At 68.6% G+C, this 12,888-nt stretch carries 14 protein-coding genes; 9 read left to right on the top strand and 5 right to left on the bottom strand.

Annotated features, from left to right (window positions below; translation table 11 throughout):
• The first annotated feature begins 14 nt into the window (after positions 1-14).
• From IPG97_02290 to IPG97_02280, 3 genes are all read left to right on the top strand, one after another.
• Positions 15-542: a hypothetical protein gene (locus IPG97_02290; GenBank protein MBK6855409.1), complete on the top strand. Its 528-nt coding sequence runs from the start codon at positions 15-17 to the stop codon at positions 540-542.
• 106 nt (positions 543-648) lie between these two features.
• The gene (locus IPG97_02285; protein MBK6855408.1) at positions 649-1,728 is read left to right on the top strand and encodes a hypothetical protein; all 1,080 of its coding nucleotides are present in this window, start codon (positions 649-651) and stop codon (positions 1,726-1,728) included.
• An 85-nt stretch (positions 1,729-1,813) separates the two neighbouring features.
• Positions 1,814-2,713: an SDR family oxidoreductase gene (locus IPG97_02280; GenBank protein MBK6855407.1), complete on the top strand. Its 900-nt coding sequence runs from the start codon at positions 1,814-1,816 to the stop codon at positions 2,711-2,713.
• Between the two features lie 34 nt (positions 2,714-2,747).
• Here the strand turns inward: IPG97_02280 and IPG97_02275 are convergent, their stop codons facing one another.
• Genes IPG97_02275 through IPG97_02265 form a run of 3 tightly spaced genes read right to left on the bottom strand, consistent with a single transcriptional unit; the run spans position 2,748 to position 5,960 of the window.
• The gene (locus IPG97_02275; protein ID MBK6855406.1) at positions 2,748-4,475 is read right to left on the bottom strand and encodes a nucleotidyltransferase family protein; all 1,728 of its coding nucleotides are present in this window, start codon (positions 4,473-4,475) and stop codon (positions 2,748-2,750) included.
• Positions 4,462-5,286: a hypothetical protein gene (locus IPG97_02270; protein MBK6855405.1), complete on the bottom strand. Its 825-nt coding sequence runs from the start codon at positions 5,284-5,286 to the stop codon at positions 4,462-4,464. Before IPG97_02270 ends, IPG97_02275 begins: the two co-directional genes overlap by 14 nt.
• Positions 5,283-5,960, bottom strand: a complete 678-nt coding sequence (locus IPG97_02265; protein MBK6855404.1) for a TetR/AcrR family transcriptional regulator — start codon at positions 5,958-5,960, stop codon at positions 5,283-5,285. Before IPG97_02265 ends, IPG97_02270 begins: the two co-directional genes overlap by 4 nt.
• Positions 5,961-6,101: 141 nt before the next feature.
• On the opposite strand from IPG97_02265, the gene IPG97_02260 reads away from it, so the two are divergent.
• The 3 genes from IPG97_02260 to IPG97_02250 all read left to right on the top strand — a co-directional run bounded on the left by IPG97_02260 (position 6,102) and on the right by IPG97_02250 (position 9,343).
• Entirely contained in the window at positions 6,102-6,908 is an 807-nt protein-coding gene (locus IPG97_02260) for a PD-(D/E)XK nuclease family protein (protein MBK6855403.1), read from the top strand.
• On the top strand, positions 6,905-7,489 hold the full coding sequence (locus IPG97_02255; GenBank protein ID MBK6855402.1) for a phosphatase PAP2 family protein: 585 nt from the start codon (positions 6,905-6,907) through the stop codon (positions 7,487-7,489). Before IPG97_02260 ends, IPG97_02255 begins: the two co-directional genes overlap by 4 nt.
• 432 nt (positions 7,490-7,921) lie before the next feature.
• Positions 7,922-9,343: a DUF1298 domain-containing protein gene (locus tag IPG97_02250; protein MBK6855401.1), complete on the top strand. Its 1,422-nt coding sequence runs from the start codon at positions 7,922-7,924 to the stop codon at positions 9,341-9,343.
• A 14-nt stretch (positions 9,344-9,357) separates the two neighbouring features.
• Here IPG97_02250 and IPG97_02245 read toward each other — a convergent pair whose 3' ends face one another.
• Positions 9,358-9,570, bottom strand: coding sequence for a hypothetical protein (locus IPG97_02245; protein ID MBK6855400.1), 213 nt, complete (start codon positions 9,568-9,570; stop codon positions 9,358-9,360).
• Between the two features lie 89 nt (positions 9,571-9,659).
• On the opposite strand from IPG97_02245, the gene IPG97_02240 reads away from it, so the two are divergent.
• From IPG97_02240 to IPG97_02230, 3 genes are all read left to right on the top strand, one after another.
• Positions 9,660-10,643 (top strand): LLM class F420-dependent oxidoreductase, encoded by a 984-nt coding sequence (locus IPG97_02240; protein MBK6855399.1) that lies wholly within the window; start codon positions 9,660-9,662, stop codon positions 10,641-10,643.
• 424 nt (positions 10,644-11,067) lie between these two features.
• Positions 11,068-11,877 (top strand): SDR family oxidoreductase, encoded by an 810-nt coding sequence (locus tag IPG97_02235; GenBank protein MBK6855398.1) that lies wholly within the window; start codon positions 11,068-11,070, stop codon positions 11,875-11,877.
• On the top strand, positions 11,874-12,152 hold the full coding sequence (locus tag IPG97_02230) for a hypothetical protein (protein ID MBK6855397.1): 279 nt from the start codon (positions 11,874-11,876) through the stop codon (positions 12,150-12,152). Before IPG97_02235 ends, IPG97_02230 begins: the two co-directional genes overlap by 4 nt.
• A 28-nt stretch (positions 12,153-12,180) precedes the next feature.
• Here the strand turns inward: IPG97_02230 and IPG97_02225 are convergent, their stop codons facing one another.
• On the bottom strand, positions 12,181-12,882 hold the full coding sequence (locus tag IPG97_02225) for a ribonuclease HII (GenBank protein MBK6855396.1): 702 nt from the start codon (positions 12,880-12,882) through the stop codon (positions 12,181-12,183).
• Positions 12,883-12,888 lie beyond the last annotated feature (6 nt).

Raw genomic sequence — 12,888 nt, 5'->3', positions numbered from 1 at the left:
TTGAGGAGGGCTAGATGAGCGATCGAGAGAACAACCAGGCCGACGACGCCAGCATCACCAGGCGTGACGCCATGCGCAAAGCGGCGGGCATCGGCGCAGTGGCTGGCGCGGCTTGGGCCGCGCCATCGATCAACGGAATGTCGATCGTGCCGACCTTCGCTGCCGCGGCCAGCACCGCCCCCATCGTCATGACCGGCACGGCCACCAAGACCCTGGGGTGCTTCGGGCCGGATTCCTTCGCCGTCGACCTAACCCACCCGACCATCCCGGCCAACAGCGGATGGTGGAACTTCGCCTTCCAGGGTTGCACCGCGCTCAACACTGAGTCGGTTCGCTACGATTTCTTGGGCGGCCGGACCGACTGCTACAAGGAGCCGGTCGGCTACCAGTGCAAGATGGAGCTGCTCAACGGCACCACCGTCGTCTACGACACCGGGCACATCGACAGCACCGGCAACCAGCTCGGCGGCACCATCTTCATCGGCACCGCCGCCTACCCCAATGGTTTCGGAAACATGAACTGGCGCATCACCTGCGTCTGACCTGAACCTGCTCACGTCCTTCCTCGACCGTCCTCAGGTCCGAGACGCCGTTTGGCGGTGGCCGTGCGCGGACCAGTTCCTGGCCTGGGCCCCGTGGGCGGCACCCGTGGTGCTGGACCGGCGGGCCCTGGCCGTGCTCGACGCATTCGACGGCTCCCCCCTTCCCCCGCTGGCCGACGCCCTCGCCGACATAGAAGCCCGAGACCGCTCGGAAGCGCTCATCGAACTTCAACACCTCGCGGTCATGTTCGCTCGGGTCGGCCTACTGGACGACGGCACCCACCACCCTCGCCCGAACGTGACCGCCCTCGGTCGTCCCGTGACCGTGTGCGACCGCGACTGGTGGAGGCTTGACGCCTCGACCATCACCGACCTGCACCTCGAGAATCGACTCCTCACCGTGTCGAGCACCGACGAGCGGCTCTCACAGGTCCTCACCGGCCTGACCGGGTTCCACCCCACGACGCGAGACGCCATAGACGACACCACCCCCCTCGAGTTGGCGGTGGCCATGTCCGAACGAGAGCGGGGGGTACACGCCCTCTACGGCCGAGGGGGGCGGGTCTATGCCCGCTCGACGGACCGTGACGCGCTGATCCACCAGTTCTGCTGGTACCTCGCGTCCTTGGCCTGGCTAGCCACCGATCCCGAGGTGGTGTGGCTCGACTCGCTGCTCCTCCATCGAGACGGAGAGGTTGCGTTGCTGCACGGCCGAGCCCGCCACATGTGGACCCAATTCGGCCGGCGCCTGGAACAGCGGGGCTGGCGGGCGCTTCCGTCGGTCCTGACCGCCTTGGACCCGGCCACCGCCCAGGTCGTCGTTGCGCCCACACCCACCGGGGTGGTGGCCGAGGCCATGAACCTCCTCGACCTCACCTCGACACCAGAAGTCGCGTTTGGCTCTCGGCTGACGGTGACCAGGATCGATGACCTGGCTCCCGACTACGAGGTGTCATTCCTGATCAACGCCGGCCACGACCTGAGCGATCTGAGCCCACCTCTGACCGGATGGCGGGTGGCGCTCATGGCATTTCGAGGGGCCGCCGATGCCTGGCCCAGCCAGGATTCACCCGACACCCACCGAGGTGAGACAGCCCTTCGCACCGCGGCCGCACTGGCCGAAAGACCAGACCTCCCCGCCGCTCTACATCTATCGGACGACGCGCTGGTGGCTTCGTTGACGTGACCGAAGCCCCCTCGGCCTTCGGTCGCTTCACAAGCCGCGACTACCGTCAACACGCCCACCAAACAAACCTCTCTAGGAGTTACCCATGGCAGATCTCGGTTACGACGGCAAGGTCGCGGTCATCACCGGCGCAGGAGGTGGCCTCGGCCGATCACACGCCCTGGAGCTGGCCAAGCGAGGCGCCCTCATCGTGGTCAACGACCTGGGCGGATCGGTGGACGGCCAGGGTGGTTCCCACACCGCCGCCCAGCAGGTCGTCGACGAGATCAAGGCCGCCGGCGGCGAGGCCGTGGCCAACTACGACTCTGTGGCGACCCCCGAAGGCGGCAAGGCCATCATCCAGACCGGCCTCGACGCCTTCGGCAAGATCGACATCGTCATCAACAACGCCGGCATCCTGCGAGACGCTGCGTTCAAGAACATGGACGCGGAGAAGCTCGAGCCGGTCATCGACGTCCACCTCAAGGGTGCCTTCTACGTCACCCTGGCCGCCTGGGGCGTGATGCGCGAACAGAACTACGGCCGCATCGTCAACACTTCCTCTGCGGCCGGCATCTTCGGGAACTTCGGCCAGACCAACTACGGCGCGGCCAAGGCCGGCCTGGTCGGCTTCACCCGGGTGCTGGCGGTAGAGGGCGCCAAGAACAACATCAAGGCCAACGCCATCGCCCCGGTGGCCAAGTCCCGCATGACCGAGGACCTGCTCGGCCCCCTCGTGGACAAGCTCGGCCCCGAGTTCATCACCCCGGTAGTGGCCTGGCTGGCCCATGAGGAATGCCCGGTCAGCGGCGAGGTCTTCTCCTGCGGCGGCGGCCACGTGGCCCGGATCTTCACCGGTGTCACGCCCGGCTACACCGACACGGAGAGCCTCACCGTCGAAGACATCCGCGACAACTTCGACCAGATCCGCAACCTCGACGGGTACGCCGTTCCGGCCAACCTCACCGAGGAGCTCCAGCTCACCCTCAAGGCACTGGGCGGCTGATCGCACGGTGTGACGGCGTGGATCGTCCACGCCGTCACACCAACCGTCTCCAATCCACCCGTCGACCACCCGAGAGCTGAGCCCATCGGGTGAGGCCCCGCGATCGGAGGTGGTCACCAGAGGGAAACGCCACACCAAAGGCGAAGGCGGGACGGTCCGCCCACCCCAGCTCCCTGATGGCAGAAACCTTGGCCGGGCCGAACGAGGAGCCCTCCACCTGCTGGCGGGCGATGATCCGACGCTCTCGATCCGACACGTCCACCCCCTCGGCCCACAGGGCCCACCGTTGCGGCAGCCACCCGAAGGTGGCACCGGTGACCCGGACCGCCTCGGCCAGTACCGCAGTCCCACCCCAACGGTCGGCCTCCAGCGTGGCTTCCTCCACCGAGACCTCACCCCTGGCCAGGTAGCCGGCCAGATCCCTCACGCTCATCAGCTTGGGACGGGCTGAACCCAGCACGGCGTGGTGGCCGGCATGGAGCAGACGGTGCACCGGGGCCAGCGCCGTCATCGTCTGACCGCCTAGGGCCCAGGGCTGGGCCATCTCGAACAACCGGTGTAGCGGAACCCGAAAGCCGTGAACGCCATCGCACAACGACCGATGTAGGTCCAGCTCCATGCCGCTGGCCACCGTCAGCGTCACCGACTTGGCGAATCGGGCATCGAAGCCGGGCCTACGTTCCGCCCACGGCCGAGAGGCCCCGTCGACCATGAGGGTTCTGACCACGGCGTCGAGGCGGTCGGCTCTCACCAGCAGGTCGATGTCGTTGAACGAACGCCACGACGGGTCGGGCTCATCGAGATGGGCGATTGCCGGCCCCTTGAGGACCAGCAGGTCACCCTCGTCGGCCACCGCCGACAGCCGCTCCCTCAGCGCCAGCAGCTCTGCCTCTCGATGCAGGCACAGCACTAGCTCGTCACGGTGGGCCCGCTCCAGTTCGGCCCGGGCCGCCGAGGTAAGCCTCAACCGTGAGCGCCTCACGCCAGCCATCACCGACCCGGTGAGCTGAAGCCGCTTCGCCGCCGCCACCACCGCCCCAGACCAGCCCTCGGCGGCGGTCAGGTCGACGTCCACCGTGGGCGCCCCCGGCAGGTGCTGGACAGCTACCGCCCGTAGGATCGCCTCCACCGAGGGCTCATCGACCCGATCTTCGGATCGACTCCCGCCGGCCCCGCCGAGGTGGACGTCGGGCAGCCGGAGCGACCCGAGAACGCGAACCGTCGGGTCCGTTCCATCGCTTCGGTGTCGGTCCCCAGGGCGCCGCATGTCATCACCCTCGTGTCGGACACCGGGTTGGGCTCGGACGCCGGGTTGCGCTCTGACACCGGGTTGCGCTCGGTTCGACCGGAGGGCCGCCGCAGACTCGACGGCCACCTCCTGGTCGACCAGGAGACCCGCCGACACCAGGGCGTCGATCGCCACCTCGACAAGGGCCACCTCGGACCCGTCCCCGCCGGGGTCGAAACGGCCTGGGCCGGTGCGGTCGACGACTGGCGCGAGGCGGCGGGTCCCTGGCTCCGATGAGACGTCGGCGCCGACCAGCCCCGTGATCACGTCATCCTTCGCCGGCGGTTCACCAGCGCGACCCGCCTGGGCCCAGACCAGAGCGGTCAGACCATCGAGTACCGCCACCTGACGGTCCGAGGCTCGCATGACCACGGTCTCATCCCCATCGACCCGCCACAACAGACCCCGAGCCTGGGCCAATGTCCGGGCCGGCGGGCGGTGACGGTACAAGCCAGCCCGATCAGGCTTGCGCACCTGCGGCCCGGACCTCCCGGGACAGGGTCCGCGAACCAGCCCGCACCAGGGAGTCGACATCACCGTCGATCAGCGCCCAGGCATCGGTGGCCAGACCGTTCTCTATCTGCACCACGCCTCGACCGACCCGCGCCGTGGCCCCGGACTCGCCCGACCGCCACGCCACCGGCACCGGCACCGGCAGCGCCGCCACCAACAGCCGGCCCGAGATCCCCCCCAGCCACGTTGGCATGGCCTCGGCCAGGAGCTGGGTGAGCAGGTCGGGTTCGGGGTCCACCACCACGGTGGGAGGGTCGGGGATCACCCGCCCCAGCGTGCCCACCGCCCCAGCCGCCGCCATCAGGGGGATGGACACCGGAGCACCCAGGGCCACGTCGGCCAGATCCGAAGCCAGGCCGGTCACCGATCGGGCCTGACGCCCGACAACCCGATCCAGCACCGAGCGGGCGCTGTTCAGCGTCCGGGCCACCACCACGGCGTGGGCAACCCCGGCGAAGAGGGCCTGGCGGGAGGGTTCATCGAGCGGCACGGCCGGGTCCTCGACCTGGTCGGGGTGGGCGCACACCGCGGCACCAGCGGCCCAGGCCATCACCTCGTCGTCCACGTCGTCGAGCTCTGCGGGACCCAGAACCTCCAACCAGGCCGCGTGCAGGCCGACCAGGGAGCCCACGTCGAGTGCACCTGACACCACCGCGCCCAACAACTCCCGGCGCCGGGCATCGATCGCTGATCCGGGCAGGTACAACCGGGCCACCGAGCCCAGGCGCGGAGCAAGGTGAAGGGCCCACGCCCGCATCTCGGGGCTGCTCACTGCGGGGCCCACCCGGAGTCGTACAACTCACTCACTGCGGCGGTGAGCGATTCTCCCAGCACATCACCCAGGATCGAGGCCACCAGGTTGGCCACCACCAGTTCGGCCTCGGCCGGACCTCTACTCCCGAGGGTGCGGATCGAGTTCCAGGTGGACCACGACCCGACGGCCACCAGGGAATCCAACACCAGTTCACGGCGATCCCCGGCCCGATCGAGTTCGGGAGCGAACGCTTCGGCCAAACGGGCGGCCACGAAGTCGTGACCGGCCTGGAACTGGCTGTTGATGGTGGGCGAACCGGGGGCGTGGACCACCGCAGCCCGCAGCGTGGGGGTGAGAGCCTCGTTGATCCGTCCCCGCTGCTGGCAGAACGCCACCACCCTCTCGGCCGGTCCGAGCGCCATGTCGACGGGGCGGACCAGTTCGGCGAGCTGTTCGGTGACCCGAGCTCCCACCGCGGCGTAGAGGGTTTCGAGATCGTCGAAGTGCTGGAACACCGACCGGACCGACACCTCAGCCTTCTCGGCGATGCGCGGCGCGCTGGGGCGGACATCTCCGCTGGCCAGCAAGGCCAGCGTGGCATCCACGATCGCCCCTCTGGTGCGCACGGCCCGGGCCGTGCGCCCGTCTACCGGCTCGGCCGGGGCATCGTCTATGTCGAAGGTGGACGACAAGTGCTCTCCAGGGGAACGGGAGGAACCGCCCGACGAGTGTAGGTGCTACCTGCGGTCCGGCACCGAGGGCGTGTGCGCTCCCGACGCGCCCCAGCGGGGCGGCCCCGCTTGGGCGTCACCGACAGTGGTTAGGTTGGAACCATGGCCCTCGTCCCACCCGAGACCCTCTCTCCGTCCAAGGTGTCCTCGTTCAAGGACTGTGCCCTAGCCTTCCGCTTCTCGGCCATAGACCGCCTGCCCGAAGCCCCGTCGGTGGCGGCCACCCGAGGCACCCTGGTGCACCTGGCCCTCGAGCACCTGTTCGAGCGCGAGCCCGCCGAGCGGACCCGAGCCAATGCCGACCAGGACCTGGACCGGGCCATCGCCGAGATCCGCACCGACCCGGAGTACCTCGGCCTCGATCTGGACGCCGACGCCGAGCAGTCCTTCTTCACCGAGGCCGGCAGTCTGATCGACACCTACTTCACCCTCGAGGATCCCACCGCCATCCATCCCATCGGATTGGAGTTGATGTTGGAGGCCAGGGTCGGGGGTCTACGCCTTCGGGGGATCATCGATCGGCTGGAACTAGATGCCGACGGCAACATGGTGGTCACCGATTACAAGACCGGGCGGGCCCCGGGAGCGGCCTACGCCCAGGGGCGCCTGGGTGGGGTCAACTTCTACGCCCTTTTGTGCCAGGAGCTCTTCGGGGTCCTGCCGGCCAAGGTCCAGCTCCTATATCTGGGAGACGGCACCGCGCTCACCACCCAACCCACCGATCAGGCCACCCGGGCCCTGCGCACCAAAGTTGGGGCCATCTGGCAGGCGGTGGAGACCGCCTGCCAGCGAGAAGACTTCCGACCTCGCCCTGGGCCGCTGTGCAACTGGTGCTCGTTCCAGGCCTACTGCCCCAGCCAGGGGGGAGACATCTCCCTGGTGACCTCGGCCGTGAGCATGGCCTCGTGACCAGAACAGACCCGGGCGCAGACCGGGGCACAGATCCGAGCGCCGGCCTGTGGGGGTCGGTAGACCGCTTCGACGAAGCCGTGGATCATGTCTGGGGTCAGATCCTGCGCGGCCACCCCCAGGTCGACAAGATGTTCTACCTGGCCTCTGAGCTGGGAGATTTCAGCCTGATCTGGCACTTCATCGGCGCGGCCCAAGGTCTTCGCTCCGATCGCGACGCCGATGCCACCATCCGGCTGGCCGCGGTGCTGTTGGTGGAGTCGGTGGTGGTCAACCAGGGAATCAAGCGGCTGGTCAAACGTCCTCGACCACAAACCACCGAACCCCGCCCCCACCACCTCCGCCAGCCACTCACTTCCAGCTTTCCCAGCGGGCATGCCAGCTCGGCGTTCACCGCGGCAGGGGTGCTCAGCCACCATGACCCAGCGCTGAAGCCCCTCTACTACGCCGTGGCCGCCGTGGTCGCCACCAGCAGGGTCCACGTCAAGATCCACCACGCTTCCGACGTGATCGCCGGAGCGGTGCTGGGCGCCGCCTTCGCCCGCATCGCGGTCCGGGCGTGGCCTCTCCCCCGCCACTAAACCTGGATCCACCGATCGGATTTGGCTTCTGCTCGATTGACCCTGGTCACCCAGACGAATCCGCTTCTTTGGTCGGCCACCGTTGATGTTCTACTGTCCGACGAGATGGAGCGGGAGGACTGGGCGGGGGTTCGGGGGCAGAGCCCTTTGTGGCGGAGCCCCCGACCTGCGGAGATCGGCTTTGCCGTTCGTAGCAGCGAAGACTCGGCCGTCAGGCCGGCGACCGAACTCCGCCGGAAGGCTCTGCCTTTCGGCGGATCCAGGCTAAGGACCCGAGCGGATAGGTCCAGTCGTCGTCGCTGTGAGGTTGATCAGACCGAGGCTTCGCCTCGGTTTAGCCATGCCGTATTTATGGGTCGGCTCGCCTGATGGCTCGCCTCCTAAGCCTGGATCCACCGATCGACCAGGTCTCGACGATCTAGGGTCCCCATCGTGAGCACCGAGGGGAACGACGGCGGAACCAGCGAACCGATGAGCGACCTGGAGTCGCTGATGTGGACCCTGGAATCAGACCCGTTCCTGTCCTCCAACTTCGCCAACATCAGCTTTTTCGACCGGGCCCCCGACCACGACCGCCTCCGGCAAAGGATGTGGCGAGCGAGTCGGGTGGTCCCCCGCCTCCGCCGCAAGGTCCAGCCCGGCCTGGGCCCGCTCACCCCCAATTGGATCGACGACCCGGATTTCGACCTCGACCACCACCTCCGCTGGGTGACCCTCCCCCCCGGTTCCCAAGACTCCGATGTTCTGGCTCTGGCCGCCGACCTGGCCCTAGCCCCACTGGACCCGAACCGTCCCCTATGGGAGTTCACCGTGATCGACGGCCTGCCCGACGGTCGGGCGGCGATGGTCCAAAAGCTGCACCACACCATCACCGACGGCAACGGCGGCATCCGCATGTCGGTCGAGTTCATCGACCTGGAGCGAGATGCCCCGCCCCCGCCCCCCGTCGACGAAGGGCCCCCAGCCCAGACGCCCCAATGGGGCCCGCCGGCCCTGGCCACCGCCCTGCTACGCAACGCCGACCAGGCCGTACGCCAGTTCCAAGGCCGGGCTGGGTCGCTAGCCGGCTCGCTCACCTCCAGCGTGCGCCACCCAACCCAGCTCGCTTCCACCCTGGCCGGCCTACCGGCCGAGTCGGCCGCCACCATCCGCTCCCTGATCCGCCAATACGGCGTAACCGGGTCGTTCCGCTCACCGCTTTGGACCGAGCGCTCCCTGCAACGGGCGCTGGTGGTGTTCGACGTCTCCCTGGAAGAGGTAAAGCAGTGTGCCCGCGCTCTGGATGGCAGTGTCAACGATGTGTTCGTGGCTGCCGCCGCCGGTGGGGCGGGCCGCTATCACCGCACCCACGGCCACGACACCGCCGAGCTACGCATGACCATGCCGGTGAGCACCCGTTCGGGGCGCACGATGGCCGGCAACGCCTTCTCACCGACGCGGGTCATGGTGCCCCTCGACGCCGATCCGACAGACCGGTTCCGCGAAACCCACCAACGGCTAACCGTCACCAAGACCGAGAAGACCCTGGGGTTCATGTCGTCGCTGGCCGGCTTGGCCAAGGTCGTACCCCGCCCGGTGCTGGTGCGCCTGGCCCGCCAACAGGTCACCACCGTCGACTTCACCACCTCCAACGTGAAGGCAGCCCCCTTCGACCTCTACATCGCGGGCGCCAAGATGGAGCACAACTACCCGATCGGCCCCATCATGGGAACGGCCTGGAACCTGACCACCATGAGCTATCGAGGCCGGCTGGACATCGGTCTCCACGTGGACACCGCGGCGGTGGAACACCCCGAAGAGTTGGCGACAGCAATCCAGGAATCGTTCCAGGAGCTGTTCGCTCTGGGGGCCTGATAAGGCCCGTGGGGTCAGACGCCGGACGGAACCGGGATGTCGTCTACCACCAGGTCGTCGGTGACCAGCGGAGTGGCCGCGGTCACCAGGAGCAAGCGGATGTCCAAGAGGAGGTCTGAGACCTCATCGGAGGAGACCAGCTCGCGGTGCTGGAAGGTGCCGAGAGCCCGGTCGATCACGGCCATGGCTTCGGCGATCACGGTCTCAGACGTTTCGGTGTCGGTCACGTCACCACCTTACCGGCCCCCGGTGACAGATCGGTGGCGCATTTGGCCCACACGGTCATGGTGCGGGGCCAGGGCGTAGGTTCTCGGCCATGACCCACCCCCGCCTCGGCGTCACCTTCGCCAGCCTCATGCCCCTCGGGCCGGCCACCGCAGTGGAGACGGCCCGCCACGCCGCCGACCTCGGCTACCGATCGTTCTGGACGGCTGAGACCACCGGCCCCGAGGCCTTCTCGGTGCTGGCCGCTGCCGGTGCGGCCGCTCCCGGGCTCGGGCTAGGCACCGGAGTGCTCGCCCTCCAGATCCGCACCCCGATGGTGGCGGCCATGGGGGCCGCCACCCTCCAGGCTCTGCACCCCGACGTGGATGTGTGCCTCGGCATCGGCATCTCCTCACCGGTGGTTACCGGCCGCTGGCACGGCGTCGACTACGGCGAGCGCCCCCTGGCCCGGGTCCGGGAGTACGTGGCCCTGGTCCGTGCCTGTCTGTCAGGCGAGAAGGTCGACTGGGACGGCGACTTCTACCGGGTCCGGGGCTTTCGCCTCGGCATGAAGCTGGGCGACCGCAAGCCCAAGATCGTCATCGGTGCCCTCAACCCGGCCATGTTGCGCCTGGCCGGCGAGGTGGCCGACGGCGTGCTCCTCAACTACCTCCCCGCCTCCCACGTGGCCTGGTCGGTGGAACAGGTGCGCGCCGGCGGCCCCGCCGAGATCTACGCCTACATCCATGCCGGGGTCGGAGACCGCGATCAGGCCCTCGACAAAGCCCGACGAGACCTGTTCTCCTACGCCGTGGTCGATTCCTACGCCGCCAACTTCATCCGGGCCGGGTTCAACGACGAGGTGGCCGAGATTCGAGACCGACACCGCGCTGGCGACCGCGATGGCGCCTTGGCCGCGGTGTCAGACCGAATGTGCGACGCCATCGACGTGATGGGATCAGAAGATCTGGTGACCCAGACCGTGCGTGACTACGTGGCGGCCGGCGTCGACGTACCCGTGCTCATGCCCCTCCCCTGGGGTGGAGACCGCACCCAGGTCCTCACCAACACGCTCCGCGCCGCCGCCCGAGCCTGAGGAGGCGGGGGGGGCCCCCCGGCCCCCCCCCCCCCCCCCCGGCGGGGCAAAACCGGGGGGGAGCCCCGCCCCGCCCCCCCCCCCCCGCGGCGGCGACGGCCCCCCCCCCCCCGGGCCTGAACGTAGATCCACCGAAAGGCAGAGCCTTTCGGTGGAGTTCGGTCGCCGACCTTCCGGCCGACGTCTTCGCTGCTGCGCCCGGCAGAGCCGATCTCCGCAGGTCGGGGGCTCCGCCACAAGGGGCTCTGCCCCCGAACCCCCGCCCAGTCCAGTCGCTTCAGCTCATCGGACAGCCGAACAGCGATGGTGGCCGTACCAGGTACCCGATTCGCCTGGGTGACCAGAGAATCGAGCACGACCCAAGTTCGATCGGAGGATCCCAACTGGGACCCCCGCGCAGCCACGCCTGGGTAGGGTGCCGGTCATGGAGCTCGAGGACCGGGTGGTCGTGGTCACCGGTGGAGCGAGAGGGATCGGTCTGGCGATCGCCCAGGCCGCGGTGGCCAACCGGGCCGGCGCCATAGCGGTGGTCGACCTGGACTCGCCTGAACTGGAGGCTGCCGCCACCAACCTGGGACCCACCGCCCGGGCCTACGCCGCCGACCTGTCCGATGAAGCGGCCGTGACCGGGGTGATCTCCCAGATCCAAGCCGAGCTCGGCCCGATCGACCTCTACGTATCCAACGCCGGCATCGGGTCCGGAGCCGGGCTGGACGCCACCGCCGAGCAGTGGGACCAGATCTGGCGGATCAACGTCGCCGCCCACATCCACGCCGCCCGGGCCCTGCTCCCCACCGTGATCGAGCGAGGACACGGCCACCTGTTGATCACGGCATCGGCCGCCGGCCTGCTCAGCCAGATCGGGGACCTCCCCTACTCGGTCACCAAGCACGCCGCCGTGGCCGTGGCCGAGTGGTTGGCCATCACCTACGGGGACCAGGGTCTCACCGTCTCCTGCCTGTGCCCCCAAGGAGTGAAAACCGACCTGCTGGCCAAGGCCATGGGCCACACCTCGGTCCAGACAGTGGTGGCCCACGGGTTGATGGAACCGGATCAGGTCGCCGACGCGGTGGTGGAGGGCCTGCGCCAGGAGCAGTTCCTTATTCTCCCCCACCCCGAGGTCGCCACCTTCTATCAACGGCGGGCCACCGACCCCGATCGGTGGTTGGCGGGCATGAGGCGCCTACAGGCCCGGATCCTGGGCCAACCCGGGCTCGACCCGCCCGAGCCGTGACCCGCCGTACTCGTCCGATCGACGACGGCCTGGCCGAACTGGGCCTGGAGATCGGCCAGATCGTTCGCTACGTCGGACGGTCCGATCGACGGTTCCGAGAGGGCGTGGTACTACGCCGCGAGACCGACGGATCGGTGGGGTTGCGAGACGAACGGGGCCGAGCCCGGGCCATACCGGTGGAGCAGATCGAGGTTCGAGTGATCGGCCCTCGAGGCGGCGAGCAGTGGATCCCCCTCACCGAACTGGGCGGAGGCCTCCAACTCGGCCTGTTCTGACCGACGCCGGGAAGCCGAACCGGCAGGGTCAGAACAGTGTTCCCTGCGGTTCGGGACGGACGTAACGGACCGCTCCGGTCCAGGGGATGTCGTCCATGAACGACCAGCTCCGCCGGTGCAACGCCGATGGCCCCACCCCCCGCAGGGCCTGGCGGTGCCGGGGACACGGGTAGCCCTTGTTCCAGGCGAAGTCATAGGCCGGGAACTCCTCGTCCTCGGCCCGCATGATCCGATCCCTGGTCACCTTGGCCAGGATCGAAGCGGTGGAGATGGACAGACACGTCGCATCGCCCTTGACGATCATCCGCGTAGATCCGCCACCCACGAAGTCCCACTTGCCATCGATCAACACCTGATCGGGCACCATGCCCAGCCCATCCAACGCCCTCCTGGCTGCCAGCCGCTGGGCCTCGGACATGCCCAACTCGTCACATTCGGTGGCAGTGACGTGACCAACCGACCATGCCACGCACCAGTCGGCCAGCCGGTCGAACAAGGCCTCACGCTCGGGCTCGGTGAGCGCCTTGGAGTCACGAACCTTGTTGACCCTGCGATCCCGGGGCAACACCACCGCCCCGATGGTCAGCGGCCCGGCCCACGCCCCCCGCCCCACCTCGTCGACGCCGACCCCCACCTCGTGACCGGCCGCCCAGAGCTCACGCTCCACCGCCAAACCCGGGACCCGTCGCTTCAACGACTTTCGCAAAACCGGAGCAGAGGCGGTAGCCACGAACCC

This window comes from Microthrixaceae bacterium, assembly GCA_016702505.1.
Lineage (GTDB): Bacteria > Actinomycetota > Acidimicrobiia > Acidimicrobiales > Iamiaceae > Aquihabitans.
The sequence above is the reverse complement of the archived record's forward strand: the minus strand, read 5'-3'. Positions and strand labels throughout refer to the sequence as shown.